Below are 17,492 nucleotides of genomic sequence, written 5' to 3' on the forward strand. Positions count from 1 at the left end.
AACATAAATTTTGTTCTGTTCTGGAGCGCACCATAATTCACGGGAGGTCGCGATGACCGCGCCAACCACACACACCGGGACATCCGCCCGGTGGGCCGCACCCGTGCATATGGCTGGTGCCACGCTCATCGGCCTCATCGGAGCGGTTCATCTGCTCGTCGTGCACATCTTCAACGGCCCCGACTCCGCGGGCGAAGAGGTGGTCGACGAATTGTCCAGACGCACCCCCACAGCCTTGTTCGACGGTGACAGACGGGTCAGCGTCTTCGATCTGAATACCGGCTACAGCGTCGGAATGGGCCTGCTGGGGCTGCTTTTCGGGGTGCTGGTGATCAGCGCGGTCCGAGCCGCGCCACAGTTGATCGCCCGCTGGTCGTTGTTCAATCTCGGCTGCGTGGTGGCGGCGGGCGGTCTCTGCTGTATTGCCGCGCTGTATTTTCCGCTGCCGGTGATAGTGCTGTCCGGCATTGCCACATTGTGTTTTGCGGCCGTGCTGATAGCCGGGCCGATCGAACAGCACTGAACCGAAGTCAGCGATCCAGGGCTTCGTAGAGCGCGCGGATGTCGCGCAGCCCAGCCGCGGCCGTCGGTTCGTCCTCGGCGATCATGCGCAGGGCGCGACGTAGCAAGGTCGGGTCCAGATCATCGATGGCGGGGCGGAATTCGAGCTTCGGGAGGTCGGGCAGTTGAATGCTGTCACCGTAGGGGTCGTCGGAAACTGCGGGGGTCGTGTCACGTTCGATGCCGACGATGAGGGTATCCAGGTCGAGGCCGCGCAGGGTGAGGATTTCACGAGGACGCTCGTCAAGACGTTCGGCGAGCAGATAGCAGACCGCGGCCACATGTTTGCACGGCCAGCCGGGATCCGGGCAGGTGCAGGAGAAGTCGAGATCGGCGGCAGTGGTCGGGAGCAGATGTTCGCCGAGGCTCGTCGGCAAAGCGCCGGAGGCGATTTCGGCCAGTACGCCCGGTGTGGTCCGGATGGTCTCGATGAGCAGTTCGAGTTCCTCGTCGCGCAGTGGCCGGATGGCGAATACCGAGGTGAACGGGCGCGGCTGACTCCCTTGGACTTCCGCGGTGACCGCACCGGGTTCGATCCGATAGCTGACGACCTGCCCGGCTCGGGCGTAGGTGCGGCCGCGGGCGAGTCGACCGGGTTCGGCCATATGCTCGACCGCCTCGATCAGCGCCTTGCCCCACCAGGTTCGTCCGAATCCGCCACGGCGGCTGCGTGCTTCGACCCCACCGCGCACCGGGCGGCGTTTGCCGTACTTGCTGTAATCCTCGAAGGGACTCAATCGCCGACCGCCTCCGCGCCGAGGGCGAAGAGCCGGTGCAGTTCGTCCGTGCTCAATTCGGTGATCCAGTTCTCGCCCGCACCGATGGCCAGATCGGCGAGTTGGCGTTTGCCGCTGATCATTTCGTCGATCTTCTCCTCGATGGTGTCGACGCAGATCAGTTTGCGCACCTGCACATTGCGCTGCTGACCGATCCGGAAGGCGCGGTCGGTCGCTTGGTTCTCGACGGCCGGATTCCACCAACGATCCAGGTGCACAACATGGTTGGCCGCCGTGAGATTCAGGCCGGTGCCACCAGCCTTGAGCGACAGCAGCATCAGCGGTGGACCATCCGGTTCCTGGAAGCGCTCGACCATGGTGTCGCGGTGCTTCTTCGGCACGCCACCGTGCAGGAACGGAATCTTCGTACCGAAGCGCTCGATCAGATAGGGCGCGATGAGCTCGCCGAATTCGCGGAACTGGGTGAACAGCAATGCCTTCTCGCCATCTGCCAGCACCGCATCGAGGACGTCCTCCACTAGAGCGAGCTTGCCGGAGCGGTGACTGCCGCGGTGCAGCACGCCGGAGCCGTCGCCGAGGAAATGCGCGGGATGGTTGCAGACCTGTTTGAGCCTGGTCAGCGCGCCGAGCACCGCGCCCTTGCGCGCCATACCCTTCGCATCCTTCAGTTTGGCCATCATGTCGTCGACGACCGCCTGGTACAGCGCCGCCTGCTCCACGGTCAGGTTGGCGCGCACCGTCATCTCCAGCTTCTCCGGCAGATCGCTGATGACGGCGGGATCGGTTTTCACCCGGCGCAGCACGAACGGCTGCGTAACGGTGCGCAGGCGGCTGATGGCGTTCTCGTCCCGATCGCGTTCGATCGGCACGGCGAACCGGGCACGGAAAGTCTGTGCGCTACCGAGCACCTTCGGCATCGTGAAGTCCAGAATCGAGCGCAATTCCTCGAGGCGGTTCTCCACCGGAGTTCCGGTGAGCGCCAACCGATGTCGGGCAGGTACCGCCCGCGCCGCCTTCGCCTGTCTGGTCCCCGCGTTCTTGATGTGCTGCGCCTCGTCGAGCACCAAGCGATCCCACTGCTGCCGCGCCAATTCGGCTGCGTCCCTCGCCAGGAGCGAATAGGTGGTGATCACCAGGTCCGCGTCCGCAACGGCTTCGTCCAGATCCGCGCCCGACTCGCGGCCGACACCGTGGTGCACTAAAACCCGCAGATCGGGGGCGAATCGCTCCGCCTCGCGCTGCCAGTTGCCGACGACCGACATCGGGCATACGAGCAGGGTCGGCCCTGGTGCACCGTCGCCACCGGGCGCCTCCTGCCCGCTAACGCGCGCATCGCGGTCGTCCCGGCGCCGCGCTGCACCCCGCCGTCTCACATCGCGCAGCGAAACGACCTGTGCGTCCTCGGACCGCGCAGTACCGGTCTGCCGGTGTGCCAGTTGGCGATCGACCTCGCGTTCATGTACCAAGAGCGCCAAGACCTGTACGGTCTTACCCAGGCCCATGTCGTCGGCCAGGATTCCGCCCACCCCGTAGCGACTCATGGTGGCGAGCCAGGCCAACCCACGCTCCTGATAGGGCCGCAGCTGCGCCTTCAGGCCGACCGGCGCACTCACCGGAACCGGGTCGCGGGTCTGGTCCAAAAGGTCCGCGGCCCAACCGGTTGCGCTCACCTCGGTGATCGGAACCTTTTCGACATGGCCGGTGACGAGTTCGCCGACCAGATCGGCGAAGGTGATTTCGGTGTCGTCGAGATGGGCGGCGACATAGCGGGCGGCAGCGGCCAGCACCTTGTGGTCGGCCTGCACCCATTCGCCGCGCAGCTGCACCAGATCCGATTTCGAGCGGACCAGCCGTTCCATCTCGGCCTTGGTCAGCACGGTATCGCCGAGGGCGAGTTCCCAACGATAGGAGACGAGTCCGCGCATGCCGACCGTGCTCTCGGCGGCAGGTACGCCGCTCTCCACGCGCAGCCGCATGGTCGGGGCGCTGATATTCCAAGCGCGCGGCAGCAGCAGCCGCACACCCGCCGCCTGCAGCGCATGTGCACCGTGTTCGACCAGGTCCGCGACCACCTCGGTCGGCAGCAGCAGGTCCATCGACTGCGGATCGTTCGGCAGGTCGCGCAGGCGCGGATAGGCCCGCGTCGCCTCCCCCAGCTTCTCGATCGCGGTGCGGACCAGCACCGGATCACCCAGCAGCGGAACCGGATTCGGCGCTTCACCGTCGGCACGCAGACAGACCTGCAGTCGCCACAGCGCCACCACGTCATCGGCATCGGTATCGGCCTCGCCGAGCGCGATATCGCCCTCGGGCTCCAGCAGGCGCAGCACCAACTCGGGCTCGTCCCCGGTCAGACTCGCCCGCCAGCGTTCCAGCACCTCGGCCAGCTGATGGCTGCCGCCATCCAGGGCGACATCACCGATGAGCGCGGCCACCAGTGGATGCGCCGACGGCGGCGGATCCATCAACTCCCGGACGATCGGATCGGCGAGTTCGGTGACCATATCCTCGAGCAGCATCCCCGGCTTCCCCGCGACGCGCAGTGCGGGCGGCATCGCCACCGCCAACTCCGCCAGCCAGGCCCGCTGACGCTCGCCGCCGACCAACCGCCAGCGCACCCACCACTGCCCGTCGTCGCGGCGCAGCTCGGGCACCACCCGCCCGGCCCGCACCCACCGCTCGACACCGTGCGCAACGTGCGCGAGAAACCGCAGATCCCCCGAAACCGCATCGACCGGCAGCCGCTGTCGCAGCGCGACCGCGGCCGCCGCAGGCACCATCGCATGCGCCCTGACCTGCTCGGTCGCCCCCTGCGACCCGCTGACGAGCACCTGTGCCCGATGCCGGAACTTCGACGCCGTCAGCACCCCGCCCAACGGTTCGGGTAGCGCGACCGGGGCCTCCTGCCAGAGCAGCAAGCCCGATCCCGGCGACCACAGACCGTGCAGCATCACCCCATCCAATCAGGCGGGTCCGACAGACGCCGCGGCCATCCTCGTAGGGGCCTCAGTCGAGTTCGTAATCGAACCAGATCTGGTGCACACCGTCGGTATCGACGGTGAGACCGCCGGTGCCGGTGATACCGGCCAGCGCACCGGTGCCACTGGTGGGCACGATGGTGAAGAACTCGGCCGTGCGGTCGGTGCCGAGGGTGGTCGCCGAATGCGCGAAGTTGAAGCTGCCCGCGCGATCGTGCAGCGCGCCCTCGAACGATTCCATGGCGACATACGTCCCCGCACCCGTCGCCTGGTCGAAGGCGGCGGTGAAGAGAGTCGCGGACCGACCGGTGATCTCGCCCGCGAACTCCTTCTCGATCTGCGCGATGCCGACCGGCAGCGCGGTGGCGATGGCCGGATCCGGCACGACATCGGTTGGGGTGAAGGAGGCGACGGAGAAGGTGCCGATTGCTTTCATGCGGCGGAGCGTAACGGCAGGTACCGACAACTTTTCACGAGTCTTTGCGGTGGGCGAGGACCTTGCGCACGACAAGACCGACGACCAGTGCCCAGAAGGCCGCGCCGATGCCGAGGAACCCGACACCGGACGCGGCGATCAGAAAGGTGACAACGCCCGCCTCGCGGTGCTGTTCGGATTTCAGGGCACCGGCAAGGGCGGCCGCGAGAGTCGCCAGCAGGGCAAGGCCCGCAACGGTTTCCAGCGTGCCCTTGGGCGCGGTGGCGATCAGGGTGACCAGCGCCGCCGAGCCGAGGGCGAGAATCAGATAGGAGGCACCCGCGGTGCAGGCGGCGATCCAGCGGCGCTTCGGATCCGGATGAGCGGCGGGCGCGGCCGAGAGCGCGGCACTGATCGCGGCCAGGTTGATGGCGTGCCCACCCGCCGGTGCGCCCAGAACCGTGCCGATACCGGTGACCGACATCGAAGCGCGCCAAGGGACTTGGTAATCGAAGGACTTCATCACGGCGGTGCCCGGAATGTTCTGCGAGGCCATGGTGACGATGTAGAGCGGAATGGCGATACCGATCATCGCCTGCCAACTCCAGTGCGGCACTGTCAGTTCGAGCGAGGGGCGCATCGCCGCGAGATCGAGATGCTTGTGCTGCACCGCGATACTGATCCCCGCCCCGATCGCCGCGGTCGCGAAGGCCGCGATCACCGCCCAGCGCTTGGCGAATCGCTGCAGCACCAGCCAGACCACGATCACCGGCACCACCACCGCCGGACTGGCCTGCACGGCCTTCACCGGCGCGAGACACAGCGGCAGCAGCACACCGGCGAGCATGGCCTGCGCGATCTCCACCGGAATCGCGGCCACCAGGTTGCCGAGCCGCTGCCACAGTCCGGTGATCACGATCAGCACACCGGTTATCGCGAACGCCCCGACCGCCGCGGCCCAGCCACCGGCGACCGAACCGGTGCCAGCGAGCAGTGCCGCACCCGGCGTCGACCAAGCCAGTGTGATCGGCAACCGATACCGATAACTGAGCAGCATCATCCCGATGGCCAGCGTGAGGCAGAGCACGAGCAGTCCCGACGCCGCCTGTGCCGGGGTGGCCCCGACCGCCGTCAACCCGCTCAGCACCACCGCGAACGAGCTGGTGAATCCGACCAGCGCGGTGACGACACCGGCCCCGACCGGCTGCGCGAGCCGCGCCTCACGGTGGACCGGTGCCGGGGTGTCGGCGAGCGCCGGGGAAAGCCTGGACATTTCTGGAATTCTCCCCGGTCATCAGTCCAGTTGTCACAGCCAGTCCCCGGAAACTGGACTGAATTGTGTGGCATCCGGCTAGGGTGAATCGCCGAAACCGCACTCAATTCGAACGTGGACGTACCAACTGATTTGGCGTGTATATGGGTAACTCGTCGGGTACACCCAAAACTGATGTGGCAGATGACGCAAGACCTGTACGCAGGCATAGCGGCTCTTACTAGTATGGCCTGAATATTCGGGGAGGCAGAACAGAGAGGCGGAACAGAGCTTGTTGAGCGCGGTGCTGATCTCGGCGGATGAGCTTCGGGAAGTATTGGCGGACAAGCGGGTTCGTCTACTCGATGTGCGGTGGGCACTCGGTGATCCGGACGGCCCGCAGCATTATCTGGACGGACATATTCCCGGCGCGGTCTTCGTCGATCTGGAGACCGAACTGGCCGCACCGCCATCACCCGCGCGCGGGCGGCATCCGCTGCCCGATCCCGCGCAGCTCGAAAAATGCGCACGCAGCTGGGGTCTACGGACCGGCGATCCGGTGGTCGTCTACGACGCGACGGGTGGCATGGCGGCGGCGCGGGCCTGGTGGCTGCTGCGCTGGGCCGGGATCGCGGACGTGCGGATTCTCGACGGGGGTCTGCCCGCGTGGACCGGTTCGGGCGGCGCGATCGCCTCCGGCGAGGAGGACGATCCCGAACTCGGTGACGTCGAGGTGAATCCGGGGCAGCTGCCGGTCATCAATGCCGATGCGGCCGCCAAATGGTCCGGTGTACTGCTCGACGCACGCGCGGGCGAACGCTACCGCGGCGAGGTGGAACCGGTCGATCCGCAGGCGGGCCACATTCCGGGCGCGATCAGCGCACCGACCGCGGAGAACCTCGACGCCGACGGACGGTTCCGCAGCGTGGACGTTTTGCAACATCGCTTCGCCGCATTCGGGTCCGGGCCGGTCGCGGTCTATTGCGGATCGGGTGTGACCGCCGCCCACCAGATCGCGGCACTCGCCGCCGCAGGCATCGAAGCGGCGCTGTATCCGGGCTCGTGGTCGCAATGGTCGAACGACCCGAAACGCCCGGTCGCCACCGGGGCATAGCTCGCTAAGGGCATGAGCGGGCAATGTCGTTCAGCACGGCATTGTCCGCAGCGGTCACCGGTAGGTCGTACCGGACCGCGACCGTCAGGTATTTGTCCGCATAGAAACAACGGTTCGTGCGCGGCGTCCATTCGGACGGTGTGCTGTCACCCTTGGCCTGGTTGACACTCGCCGCGGTGGCCAGCAGATTCACCTCGGTATCGTTGGCGAAACGCACCCGCCGCTCGAGCGGCCAGGACGCCGCACCCATATCCCAGGCTGCGGCCAGCGGATAGACGTGGTCGATCTGGATATCGCCCGCATCGGCCTTGCTGAAAGCGATCCGCTTGCCGGTGTACGGATCGTCGAGTATGCCCGCGGTGACCACGCAGTCGTGGGTGCCCGGCCGGAAGCTCACCACGGTCAGCTGCGCGCTCAGTACGTTGTTGCGGGTATCGCAGCCGTCGTGACCGCCGGGGCCGTCGTAGTCATCGGTCCATGACGGTCCGAATGCGCACCGCTGACCTTCCTTGCAGCCGCGCTCATAACCGCCGGGATGTCCCCGGGCGGCAACGACTCGCACCGATGCCAACAACTGCCCGAGTTGAACCCGGGTCGGGCTGAGTTCCCCCTCCCCGCTGCCAGATGCGGGCGCGACCGGTCCACCGCTCACCTCGGCGCATCCGGGCAGCGCGAACAGCGCCGCCGCGATCAGGGCAGGCAGCCATCGTCGGATGTCGGCACGCACGGTGCCAGATGTACCCGTATGGACCGACATTCGTAGCACCCGGCTGGAGCGCCTCGGAGCCGGTCAGACCTACAGCCAGGCGCGAGCCAGCAGATCGTCATTGGCGACTTCACTGGACCGGGGTGGGAATCTGGTGGCCACAATGGACTCGGTGTGCGCGCCGTCGTGTCCGATCAGCCACGAACCACCGCGCTCCTCGCACTCGGCGATCTTCGCGAAGGTCGTGAGCAGGAACGTGACGGCGTCACGCGGGTCCAGGGTTCGGGCCAGGCGCTGTGATTCACCGGGCCGGGACAGGTCGAGCCAGACGCCGGACTGTCCGTCCAGTCGCATGCCGACGATCTTGTCGGCATTGACAAAGGTGAATTTGCGCCGTTCCCACGGCGTGGTCGGCGTGAAGCTCTGCTCGAGTACCTGGAGCAGAATCGTCATGCTTTGCCCTCCGCTTTCCGTTGACGCCCGACTGCGGTTCTCATGCGATGACCAGCGGATATACCAGTATGTTCCGAAAATGGTGCCAAGGGGTAGTAACTGGTCCATCTCGGCGAGTTCAAAGATTTTTCCGGCGACCGATTAGTTCGGCGACCGGGCCGCGTCTATATCCGCAAACGCAACACGATCAGGGAGGACTCTCATGAATGCTCTGCCGCCCGTCGTCGATGCCGACACCTGGCAGCGCCAACTCGATGAGCTGCGCGTCCGGGAGAAGGCAGCGACCCGAGAACTCGATGCGATCGCCGCCCAGCGGCGGCGCCTGCCGATGGTCGAAATGCCCGAATACACCCTCGAGGGCGAGGAGGGATCGGTCCGGCTGGCGGATATCTTCGATGGTAAGTCACAGCTGATCGTCTACAACCACATGTGGTTTCCGGGCGAGAAGTGGCAGTGCGGTGGTTGTACCGGGTTCACCTCGCAGTTCACCCGGTTGGAGTTCCTGGACAACTACGATGCCCGGTTCGTCATCGTCACCCAGGGGCCGATCGAGGAGGCACTCGCGTACAAGCGGCGGGTCGGGAACAAAATGGGCTGGTATTCCACGGCGAACAGTCCATTCGGCACCGACGTCGGCGCACCGCCCGGCGGCGGATTCGCGGTCAACGTATTCCTGCGCGACGGCGACACGGTCTATCGCACCTGGCACACCAACGGCCGTGGCACCGAGCAGCTGAGTCACAGCTTCGCGTTGATCGACGTGCTGCCGTACGGGCGGCAGGAGCAGTGGCAGGACTCGCCCGAGGGGTGGCCGCAGTCGCCGACCTACAGCCGATGGAGCGGCTCCGAAGACATCGCCGCGCACTACGGCGACCCGGGGGCGTGACTACATCCGGCCCAATAGCGTGAGCGGATCCTCGAGCAATCCCGCGACGGTCGCGAGGAAGCGCGCTGCCAGCTCACCGTCGATCATCCGGTGGTCGAAACTGATGCCGATGGTGGTGACCCACCGGATGGCGAGTTCGTCGCGGAATACCCAGGGCCGCTTGCGAATCGAGCCGAGGCACAGGATCGCGGCCTCACCCGGATTGACCAGCGGAACACCGGCGTCGACACCGAAGACGCCGACATTGGTGATGGTGAAGGTGCCGCCGCGCAGGTCGGTCGGGGTGGCGCTGCCCGAACGCGCCGTCTCGGCGAGCCAGCCGATCTCCCGGCACAGGTCGCGCAGGCTCAATGCCTGGGCTTCCTTGAGATTGGGCACCAGCAGGCCGCGTTCGGTGGCGACCGCGATACCGAGATTCACATAGTGCTTGGTGACGATCTGCTGATTCGCCTCGTCCCAGAATGCGTTGATGCCGGGATATTCCGCGAGGGCGGCGAGGACGGATTTGGTGACCAGGGCCAGCGGCGTCAGCGTCAGGCCCTCGAAGGATTTGGTGGTGCGCAGGTGGTCGAGCAGTTCCATCGATGCGGTGAAGTCGATGGTGACGAAGGTGCTGGCCTGCGGGATGGTGCGGGCGCTCGCCACCATGGCGGCCGCGGTGCGTTTGCGGATGCCGCTGATCGGCGTGCGTTCCTCGCGGGTCGCGGGGCGAATGATGCCCGCATTCGGATCGGTGACCGATGGCGTCGGCGGCGCGGCCGGGCCGTCGGTGCGAGTCGGCGCGGCGCGCGGCTGCGATACCGGGACCGCCCCGCGCACATCCTCGACCGTGACCGCACCGTCGGGGCCCGAACCCGCGACGTACCAGAGGTCGATACCGAGTTCCTTGGCGAGTTTGCGCGCACCGGGGGTCGCCGCAGCCCTGGCCATTCCCGACTCGACCGGCTCAGCGGCCGAACTCTCCTGCGGCGGTATCGGTTCCGCAACCCTTTTGCGCCGCCGGGACACCGTCTCATCTTCGGGCCCGTATCCGACCAGCACCGACGTCCGCCCGTTCGCCCCCTCCTGCGCGCCCGCCAGATCATTGCGCACCCGGATCAGCGGCGCCCCCACCGCAACCGTCTCACCGGGCCGAGCGAGCAATTCGATCACCGTGCCCGAGAACGGCGACGGCAGCGAGACCACCGCCTTGGCCGTCTCCACGTCGGCGATCGTCTGATTCAGCTGCACGGTATCGCCGACGCCCACCGACCACGACACCAACTCCGCATCGGCCAGTCCCTCGCCGAGATCGGGTAGCCGGAATTCCAGGATATTTCCCTGATCATCCTCGGGGGCACGATCTTCCACTGGGGCACCTCTCAGTGAGCGGTAGTCAGGCGGCGAGTGAGCGATCGACCGCGGCGAGGATGCGGTCCGGATCGGGCAGGTGGTGCTTTTCGAGCTTAGCCGGGGGGTAGGGGATGTCGAAGCCACCGACGCGCAGCACCGGCGCCTCCAGGTAGTAGAAGCAGCGTTCGGTGATCCGCGCGGCGATCTCGGCGCCGAGCCCGCCGAAGACCGGCGCTTCGTGCGTCACGATCAACCTGCCGGTCTTGGCCACCGAGGCCTCGATGGTGTCGAAATCGATCGGCGACAAGCTGCGCAGATCGATCACCTCGAGCGAATGCCCTTCCTCGGCAGCGATTTTCGCGGCGGTAATGGCCGAGGCGACGGTGCCGCCGTAGGCGAGGACGGTGGCATCGGTACCGCTGACGCAGACGCGGGCCCGGTCCAGCGGCATGGCCTCGGCATCGAAATCGACCTCGGCCTTATCCCAGTAGCGCCGCTTGGGTTCGAAGAAGATCACCGGATCGTCGAGCGCGATCGCCTGGCGGATCATGAAATACGCGTCGGCGGGATTGCTCGGCGTCACGACGCGCAGTCCCGCGGTGTGGGCGAAATACGCCTCCGGCGACTCGGAGTGATGCTCCACCGAACCGATTCCACCGCCGAACGGAATGCGAATCGTGATGGGCGCGATCACCTTTCCCTGCGTCCGGTAGTGGATCTTGGCGACATGCGAAACAATCTGATCGAAGGCCGGGTAGACGAAGCCGTCGAATTGAATCTCGCAGACCGGGCGGTAGCCGCGCAGCGCCATACCGAAAGCCGTTCCGACAATTCCGGATTCGGCCAGCGGCGTATCGATGACGCGATTGTTTCCGAAATCCTTTTGCAGCGTGTCGGTTACCCGGAACACCCCGCCGAGGCGGCCGATATCCTCGCCCATCAGAACGACTTTCGGATCGTCGTCCATGGCCCGCCGGAGCCCGGCATTGAGCGCTGCGGCGAAGGTCGTGGTCATGTGGGGACTCCTTCCGGTCGCGCGGCACTGTCACCGGGATCGCCGGACAGATACTCCGCGTACTCGTTCCGCTCTTGGGTGATCAGCGGATGCGGGGTGGCATAGACGTGATCGAACAGCTGTGTCGGCGCCGGATCCGGCATATCGATGGTCGCGGTGCGGACCTGTTGCGCGACTTCGTCGGCGCTCGCATCGACATGGCGCTCGAATGCGTTGTCCCATAGCGACTCTCGTTCCAGCAGCTTGCGCAGTCGCGCGATCGGATCGCGGCGCGCCCACTCCTCGGTCTCGGCGGCGGAGCGGTAGCGCGTCGGGTCGTCCGCGGTGGTGTGCGGACCCATCCGATAGGTGAGCGCCTCGATGAACGACGGTCCGCCACCGGTGCGGGCGCGGACGGCGGCCTGTCTGGTGACCGCGAGGACGGCGAGCACATCATTGCCGTCGACCTGGAGGCCGGGAATTCCATACCCGTAGGCGCGCCGCGCGATCGGGGTCGCGCTCTGGATGCGGACCGGGGAACTGATCGCCCAGTGGTTGTTCTGACAAAAGAAGACGACCGGCGCGCCCCAGCTCGCGGCGAAGCCCAACGCCTCGGCGAGATCGCCCTGGCTCGACGCGCCGTCGCCGAAGTAGGCGATGGTCGCGATCTCCGCACCGTCGAGGTGGGCGGCATAGGCGTAACCGGTCGCGTGCAGGCCCTGCGAGCCGACGATGATATTCGGGTTGGTCATATTGACCGCTTCGGGATCCCAGCAGGAGTGTGCGACCCCGCGCCACATCCGGGTGAGTTCGGTGGGATGAACGCCGCGGCAGTAGGCGACGGCGTGCTCGCGGTAGCTGCAGAAGACGTAGTCGTCGGGGCGCAACGCGTATGCCGAGCCGACCTGGGCGGCCTCCTGTCCGATCATCGGCGCCCACAGTCCGAGCTGGCCCTGGCGTTGCAGAGCGGTTGCCTCGGTGTCGATCCGGCGGGTCACGACCAGGTCCGTGTACATCGCGCGCAGCTGTGCGGGCCCGATATCGGCGATCAGGGCCGCGTGTTCCCGGTCGAATACGCGACGGCCGTCGGGTTGTACCAACTGAACCGGATAGTCGGATTTGTTCGTCATTCGGGATCGCCTCCTGACCATGAGCGCAGGGCTGATGTGCCCTATATCACATAGCATCCACGAGTAGGCGAAGTGCGCAAGTGATCAACACGCGAGTAAGCAGAATGCCCAAATCTTTCCGACGAACTGATGTCATACTGCGTTGTATGACCAGTAGAGAACCCGCCGACGTGACCCTGGACGCCACCGACGCGCGACTGTTGCTCGAGCTGGTCGCCAACCCACGCGCGACCGGTGTCGAGCTGGCAACCCGGCTCGGGTTGTCCCGCAATACCGTGCAGGCGCGGTTGTCGCGCTGGGAGGCGAGCGGTGTGCTCGCCAGCTTCGAACGTCGAGTGCAACCGCACGCGCTGGGCTACCCGCTGGCAGCCTTCGTCGCCGTCGTCGTCGATCAGCACCGATTGGATTCGGTGGTCGCCGAACTCGCCCGGGTGCCGGAGGTGACCGAGGTGTGCGGCATGACCGGCCTGACCGATCTCACCGTGCGGGTGGTGGCGCGGGATGCGGACGATCTGTACCGGATCGCCGGGCAGATCTTGAAGATTCCCGGGGTGGAACGCACCAATATGGCATTGGTGATGCAGCAGTTCGTCGGACCGCGCACGGCTCCACTGCTGGATCGCCTGGCCGCATCCGCCGATCGCTCGCTGCGAGCCTGATCCGGCGGCATTGTCGGCGAGTTCTCGGTTTCCAAGACTCGCAAGACCTTCCGCACCGGAAGGTCCGACAGCGCGGGGCTCACGCTGCCGTGCCGGGAATCTGGAACGAAGTCACCAATGGAGTGGCGGTTAGCTGGGGCTCGGGTGCCTCGGCCAGGTAGAGAGCGCCCGGCAGGTTCAGTCGGTGACCAGGGCTGTTGCGGCGGTGCGGATTACTTCGGGGATTTCTACTGGTTTGCGGGTTTCGTTGTCTACGTAGACGTGGACGAAGGCGCCGGTCGCGGCTAGTTCCAGACCATCTTCGGATTCGCGGAAGATGGCCAGGTCGTAGGTGATGCTGGAGCGGCCGAGGCGGGAGATGCGCAGGCCTACCTGGAGTTGGTCCGGAAAGCTGAGCGAGCCGTGGTACTGGCAGGAGGTCTGGGCGACCACGCCGAGGGCGGGCAGTTCGCGGATATCCGTGCCGGTGGCATGCATGAGCCAGGCATTGACCGCGGTGTCGAAGTACGAGTAGTACGTCACGTTGTTCACGTGGCCGTAGTGGTCGTTATCGGCCCACCGGGTCGGCATCGGCCAGAGGACTGGATACTGCTGGGTCACCCGGCCGACGATAGCTCAGCCGGGGTGCTGCCCTGCCGGTGGTCGCGCGGACTCACACCGAAGTGGCGTTTGAAAGCCGTGCTCAGTGCGAACGCGCTGCCGTAGCCGACCTGGCGGGCAATGGATTCGATGGTGGCATCGGATTCCTGCAGCAGGTCGGCCGCCAGGGCCAGCCGCCATTCGGTGAGGAAAGCCATCGGCGGTTCACCCACCAGATCGGTGAACCGGCGGGCCAGCGCGGCGCGCGAGACCCCGACCGCCTCCGCCAAACTGGCGACCGTCCAGCCGTGCGCCGGATTGTGCTGCAACAGCCGCAGCGCCTTGCCGACCAGCGGATCGCTGTAGGCGTGGTACCAGGCAGGCGCGTCATTGCGGGCGAACCAGGCACGCAGGGCCGCGATCAGCACCATATCGAGCAGCCGGTCCAGGACGACACCCTGTGCGGGCTCGTCCTTGGTGGCTTCGTCGACCAGGATGTCGAGCAGCCGGGTGTCGAAATCGCCGCGCTGCAAGATGATTACCGGCGGCAGGGCACGCAACAGCCGCTGACTCGCCGCGCCCGCGGACTCATAGGTGCCCGTGACCATCAGGGTGGCGCCGTCCGCATCGGTGCCCCACTGGCGCACACCGAGACTCAATGTCTCGCAGAGGATTTCACCGTCGGCCGTCTTGGTGATATTGCCCGGATCGATGAAGATCTGCGGTGCGGTGGCCGGATCGTCGGCGACCGTATACGGATCGGGTCCGCGGAAGATCGCGATATCGCCCGCGCTCACTTGCCGTGGCTTACTGCCCGCCGCGTCGGTCATGATCCAGGCCGTGCCGCGGATCATCGACACCACCGTCAGCGGCGCCCGATCCTGAATGCGCAGCGACCAGGGCGGGTCGAGCAATGAACACATGACGAACGCACCTCGGGCGCGTGGACCTTCGAGCAGACTGGCGAGCGCATCCACATAACAAACAGTAGACGCTGACGCATGATCACGAGTCGCTGAACTATGTTTCGTCGCGCGCCGCGCCGATGTACTGGAAACATGACAAACAGCACCTCCCACCAGCGCCTCATCCTCGTCACCGGCGGTACGGGCAAGACCGGCAGCCGTGTCGCGACCCGGCTCCGGCAGGCCGGTCATCCGATCCGGATCGGTTCCCGCGCGGCCGAGGTCCCCTTCGACTGGGCCGACCGCAGCACGTGGACACCAGCACTGTTCGGCGTGGACGCGGTGTACATCGCCTTCCAGCCGGATCTGGCGGTGCCGGGTGCGCCCGAGACCATCCGCGCATTCACCAACGCGGCCAAGGTCAACGGTGTGCGCAAACTCGTGCTGCTCTCCGGTCGCGGCGAACCGGAGGCCGTGGCGTGTGAGCAGATCGTGCAGGGTTCGGGGCTCGACTGGACCATCGTGCGCTGCAGTTTCTTCGCACAGAACTTCAGCGAAGGCGCATTCCTGGAGTACGTGCTCGCGGGTGAGGTGGCACTGCCGAATGGCGATGTGCCGGAACCGTTCGTGCATGCCGACGATATCGCCGATGCCGCGGTCGCCGCGTTGACCGAGGACGGGCACAGCGGCGAACTCTACGAACTGACCGGACCCAGGTCGTTGACGTTCGCCGAAGCCGTCGCGGAGATCGCCGCGGCAACCGGACGCGAAGTCGCCTTCATTCCGATCTCCCGCACGGATTTCGTTGCGGCACTGACCGAGTACCAGGTTCCCGCCGACGTCGTCAGCCTGCTCGACTACCTGTTCGGCACGATCCTGGACGGCCGGAACTCCAAGACCGCGGACGGCGTCCAGCGTGCGCTCGGCCGGGAACCGAAAGATTTCCGGGATTACGCCGACGAGACTGCGGCCACCGGAATCTGGAACATCTCCAGCGAGTAGGTGGTTGTAGGAAATGAGACCGCCGCACGGACACCCGATCTCAATGGCGAGATCCGCGGAGCCGGGCCCTTGGACGACGATGTCCCGGACCGGCTCCCCGTGCGGCCGCGAGATCGCGCTCGACGCGGTACCGTCGAATCGGTGGCGACCACGACGATCGATCCGCAGATACGGGTAGCACGCGCCGCGGTATTCGTGGTGTTCGCGCTGAACGGCTTCCTACTGGCCATGTGGGTGGTGCACATCCCGGCCATTACCGACCGGACCGGTATCGCGCATTCCACGCTGGGCATGTTCATTCTCATGCTGGCCGGTGCGGGCATTGTCGGCATGCGCATAGCGGGCCCGCTCGCCGACCGATTCGGCAGCCGGACCGTGGTCGCGGCCGCCGCGGCAATCGTTTCGGTATCGGTGCTCGGCCCTGGATTGGCGACCGGACCGGTCAGCCTGGCGATCGCGTTGGCCTGCTTCGGGTTCGGCAATGGTGCGCTCGACGTTTCGATGAATACCCAAGCGGTGCATGTCGAGCGGGCTTATGGCCGACCGATCATGTCGGCGTTCCACGCCTTGTTCTCCGGTGGCGGATTCCTCGGCTCGCTGCTGGGTGCGGCGGCTCAGGGCGCGGGATGGGATGTGCGCCTGAGCTTGTCGCTCGCGGCGGTGGCGGGGTTGGCGATTACCGCCGCGCTCGTGCCACGCCTGCTGGTCGACACCGGATGGGCGGCACGAGAAGCGAATTCGGACGCGCCCATGGAAAGTGGCCCACACGACCGCATTCCGGAAAGCACGGACCGCGATCGTGAGTCCGAAGCGACAGCGCATGATGGCGCGACAGCCCAGTCGACAACCGCACCGAACCGCTCCCGAAAGGTTTGGGCGCTGGCCGCAATCGCCTTCGCCCTGCTCCTCACCGAGGGCGTCGCCGCCGACTGGAGCGCCCTGCAGGTCCGCGACCACCTCGATGTCGACGATGCCACCGCCGCACTGGCGTTCGGCGCATTCTCCTGCACCATGACCGCGGGCCGATTCACCGCCGACCGCTTGGCGGGCGCCTTCGGCCGCGTCGCCGTCGTCCGCTACGGCACCTTGATCGCCGCATTCGGATTGGTCCTGATCATGGCCTCGGGCTGGGTGCCGCTGACACTGCTCGGCTGGGCGATGTGCGGCCTCGGCCTCTCCGGCGGAATACCGCAAATCTTCACCGCCGCGGGAAATCTCGGCTCGACTACAGCGGCTACCGATATGTCGCGCGTATTCAGCCTCGGTTACCTCGGCCTGCTCGCGGGCCCCTCCATCATCGGCTGGCTGACCGCCCTGGTCCCACTCACCACCGCGATGGCCGTTCCGCTCATCGCGGTCCTGCTCTGCTGCGGCTACGCGGGTGCGGTTGCCCCGCAACGGACTACCGGATAGCAGCTGATTCCCGCGCAAGCGCGGCGAACGCCATTGCGGCAGCGGCAACTCCGTGCGTCGGAATCGGTAAGTTCGAGAGATGTTCGACAACAATAGGCTCGAGCGCCGGATCGATAACCTCGAGCGCAAACTCGACATGATCATCAAGCACCTCGGCCTGCCCAGCCCGGACCTGGCGGCACCCTATGACGAAATCGACGAACTCATTCGGCAGGGCAAGAAGATCCACGCGATCAAGCTCTATCGCGACCTGACGGGCGCAAGCCTGAAGGATGCCAAAGACGCGGTCGAAGCGCGCGAACGGCACCTGCAATGACGAAAGCCCGCTTCCATTCGCGGAAGCGGGCTTTCATGCAGAGGTTCTTACAGTGCCTTC

At 66.2% G+C, this 17,492-nt stretch carries 18 protein-coding genes; 7 read left to right on the forward strand and 11 right to left on the reverse strand.

Features of this window, described 5'->3' with window-relative positions:
- Positions 1 to 52 precede the first annotated feature (52 nt).
- Complete coding sequence (locus NP3_RS38985) at positions 53 to 523, forward strand: LIC_13387 family protein (protein ID WP_063046721.1); 471 nt, start codon at positions 53 to 55, stop codon at positions 521 to 523.
- 7 nt (positions 524 to 530) lie between these two features.
- On the opposite strand, the gene NP3_RS38990 is transcribed toward NP3_RS38985, so the two are convergent.
- Genes NP3_RS38990 through NP3_RS39005 form a run of 4 tightly spaced genes read right to left on the reverse strand, consistent with a single transcriptional unit; the run spans position 531 to position 5,964 of the window.
- Entirely contained in the window at positions 531 to 1,298 is a 768-nt protein-coding gene (locus tag NP3_RS38990; RefSeq protein ID WP_063046722.1) for an SWIM zinc finger family protein, read from the reverse strand.
- Entirely contained in the window at positions 1,295 to 4,249 is a 2,955-nt protein-coding gene (locus NP3_RS48560; RefSeq protein ID WP_063046723.1) for a DEAD/DEAH box helicase, read from the reverse strand. The genes NP3_RS38990 and NP3_RS48560 overlap by 4 nt, the downstream gene beginning before the upstream one ends.
- A gap of 55 nt (positions 4,250 to 4,304) precedes the next feature.
- Positions 4,305 to 4,712 carry a DUF3224 domain-containing protein gene (locus NP3_RS39000; protein WP_063046724.1) on the reverse strand — a complete coding sequence of 136 codons (408 nt, stop codon included), beginning with the start codon at positions 4,710 to 4,712 and terminating at the stop codon, positions 4,305 to 4,307.
- A gap of 34 nt (positions 4,713 to 4,746) precedes the next feature.
- On the reverse strand, positions 4,747 to 5,964 hold the full coding sequence (locus NP3_RS39005) for a benzoate/H(+) symporter BenE family transporter (RefSeq protein ID WP_063046725.1): 1,218 nt from the start codon (positions 5,962 to 5,964) through the stop codon (positions 4,747 to 4,749).
- 274 nt (positions 5,965 to 6,238) lie between these two features.
- Here NP3_RS39005 and NP3_RS39010 point away from each other — a divergent pair, with 274 nt between their 5' ends.
- A complete protein-coding gene (locus tag NP3_RS39010) occupies positions 6,239 to 7,057 on the forward strand; it encodes a sulfurtransferase (RefSeq protein ID WP_373864816.1) in 819 nt (272 codons plus the stop codon).
- Between the two features lie 4 nt (positions 7,058 to 7,061).
- On the opposite strand, the gene NP3_RS39015 is transcribed toward NP3_RS39010, so the two are convergent.
- Positions 7,062 to 7,784, reverse strand: coding sequence for an HNH endonuclease family protein (locus NP3_RS39015; protein WP_373864815.1), 723 nt, complete (start codon positions 7,782 to 7,784; stop codon positions 7,062 to 7,064).
- 69 nt (positions 7,785 to 7,853) lie between these two features.
- Positions 7,854 to 8,216 carry a hypothetical protein gene (locus tag NP3_RS39020; RefSeq protein WP_040687025.1) on the reverse strand — a complete coding sequence of 121 codons (363 nt, stop codon included), beginning with the start codon at positions 8,214 to 8,216 and terminating at the stop codon, positions 7,854 to 7,856.
- A gap of 202 nt (positions 8,217 to 8,418) precedes the next feature.
- Here NP3_RS39020 and NP3_RS39025 point away from each other — a divergent pair, with 202 nt between their 5' ends.
- Entirely contained in the window at positions 8,419 to 9,102 is a 684-nt protein-coding gene (locus tag NP3_RS39025) for a DUF899 domain-containing protein (RefSeq protein WP_063046727.1), read from the forward strand.
- Here the strand turns inward: NP3_RS39025 and NP3_RS39030 are convergent, their stop codons facing one another.
- The 3 genes from NP3_RS39030 to pdhA are packed head-to-tail and all read right to left on the reverse strand — an operon-like array spanning position 9,103 to position 12,558.
- A complete protein-coding gene (locus NP3_RS39030; protein WP_063046728.1) occupies positions 9,103 to 10,452 on the reverse strand; it encodes a dihydrolipoamide acetyltransferase family protein in 1,350 nt (449 codons plus the stop codon).
- A gap of 25 nt (positions 10,453 to 10,477) precedes the next feature.
- Entirely contained in the window at positions 10,478 to 11,449 is a 972-nt protein-coding gene (locus NP3_RS39035; RefSeq protein ID WP_063046729.1) for an alpha-ketoacid dehydrogenase subunit beta, read from the reverse strand.
- Complete coding sequence (gene pdhA / locus NP3_RS39040) at positions 11,446 to 12,558, reverse strand: pyruvate dehydrogenase (acetyl-transferring) E1 component subunit alpha (protein WP_063046730.1); 1,113 nt, start codon at positions 12,556 to 12,558, stop codon at positions 11,446 to 11,448. Before pdhA ends, NP3_RS39035 begins: the two co-directional genes overlap by 4 nt.
- A gap of 146 nt (positions 12,559 to 12,704) precedes the next feature.
- On the opposite strand from pdhA, the gene NP3_RS39045 reads away from it, so the two are divergent.
- Positions 12,705 to 13,217 carry an Lrp/AsnC family transcriptional regulator gene (locus tag NP3_RS39045; RefSeq protein WP_063046731.1) on the forward strand — a complete coding sequence of 171 codons (513 nt, stop codon included), beginning with the start codon at positions 12,705 to 12,707 and terminating at the stop codon, positions 13,215 to 13,217.
- 177 nt (positions 13,218 to 13,394) lie between these two features.
- Here the strand turns inward: NP3_RS39045 and NP3_RS39050 are convergent, their stop codons facing one another.
- Complete coding sequence (locus tag NP3_RS39050; RefSeq protein WP_063046742.1) at positions 13,395 to 13,787, reverse strand: acyl-CoA thioesterase; 393 nt, start codon at positions 13,785 to 13,787, stop codon at positions 13,395 to 13,397.
- Positions 13,788 to 13,813: 26 nt separating this feature from the next.
- The gene (locus tag NP3_RS39055; RefSeq protein WP_063046732.1) at positions 13,814 to 14,773 is read right to left on the reverse strand and encodes an AraC family transcriptional regulator; all 960 of its coding nucleotides are present in this window, start codon (positions 14,771 to 14,773) and stop codon (positions 13,814 to 13,816) included.
- 81 nt (positions 14,774 to 14,854) lie between these two features.
- On the opposite strand from NP3_RS39055, the gene NP3_RS39060 reads away from it, so the two are divergent.
- The 3 genes from NP3_RS39060 to NP3_RS39070 all read left to right on the forward strand — a co-directional run bounded on the left by NP3_RS39060 (position 14,855) and on the right by NP3_RS39070 (position 17,432).
- Entirely contained in the window at positions 14,855 to 15,703 is an 849-nt protein-coding gene (locus NP3_RS39060; RefSeq protein ID WP_063046733.1) for an NAD(P)H-binding protein, read from the forward strand.
- A gap of 141 nt (positions 15,704 to 15,844) precedes the next feature.
- Complete coding sequence (locus NP3_RS39065) at positions 15,845 to 17,116, forward strand: MFS transporter (protein WP_063046743.1); 1,272 nt, start codon at positions 15,845 to 15,847, stop codon at positions 17,114 to 17,116.
- Positions 17,117 to 17,195: 79 nt separating this feature from the next.
- On the forward strand, positions 17,196 to 17,432 hold the full coding sequence (locus NP3_RS39070) for a ribosomal protein L7/L12 (protein ID WP_063046734.1): 237 nt from the start codon (positions 17,196 to 17,198) through the stop codon (positions 17,430 to 17,432).
- The last annotated feature ends 60 nt before the right edge of the window (positions 17,433 to 17,492 follow it).

This window comes from Nocardia pseudovaccinii NBRC 100343 (assembly GCF_001613225.1).
Classification (GTDB): domain Bacteria; phylum Actinomycetota; class Actinomycetes; order Mycobacteriales; family Mycobacteriaceae; genus Nocardia; species Nocardia pseudovaccinii.

Bases quoted from the DNA above. Each gene is read 5' to 3' on its own strand.
- NP3_RS39045 (WP_063046731.1), top strand. From the start codon at position 12,705: ATGACCAGTAGAGAACCCGCCGACGTGACCCTGGACGCCACCGACGCG.
- NP3_RS39060 (WP_063046733.1), top strand. From the start codon at position 14,855: ATGACAAACAGCACCTCCCACCAGCGCCTCATCCTCGTCACCGGCGGT.
- NP3_RS39005 (WP_063046725.1), bottom strand. From the start codon at position 5,964: ATGTCCAGGCTTTCCCCGGCGCTCGCCGACACCCCGGCACCGGTCCAC.
- NP3_RS39050 (WP_063046742.1), bottom strand. From the start codon at position 13,787: ATGCCGACCCGGTGGGCCGATAACGACCACTACGGCCACGTGAACAAC.
- NP3_RS38985 (WP_063046721.1), top strand. From the start codon at position 53: ATGACCGCGCCAACCACACACACCGGGACATCCGCCCGGTGGGCCGCA.
- NP3_RS48560 (WP_063046723.1), bottom strand. From the start codon at position 4,249: ATGCTGCACGGTCTGTGGTCGCCGGGATCGGGCTTGCTGCTCTGGCAG.
- pdhA (WP_063046730.1), bottom strand. From the start codon at position 12,558: ATGACGAACAAATCCGACTATCCGGTTCAGTTGGTACAACCCGACGGC.
- NP3_RS39035 (WP_063046729.1), bottom strand. From the start codon at position 11,449: ATGACCACGACCTTCGCCGCAGCGCTCAATGCCGGGCTCCGGCGGGCC.
- NP3_RS39000 (WP_063046724.1), bottom strand. From the start codon at position 4,712: ATGAAAGCAATCGGCACCTTCTCCGTCGCCTCCTTCACCCCAACCGAT.
- NP3_RS39025 (WP_063046727.1), top strand. From the start codon at position 8,419: ATGAATGCTCTGCCGCCCGTCGTCGATGCCGACACCTGGCAGCGCCAA.
- NP3_RS39020 (WP_040687025.1), bottom strand. From the start codon at position 8,216: ATGACGATTCTGCTCCAGGTACTCGAGCAGAGCTTCACGCCGACCACG.
- NP3_RS39070 (WP_063046734.1), top strand. From the start codon at position 17,196: ATGTTCGACAACAATAGGCTCGAGCGCCGGATCGATAACCTCGAGCGC.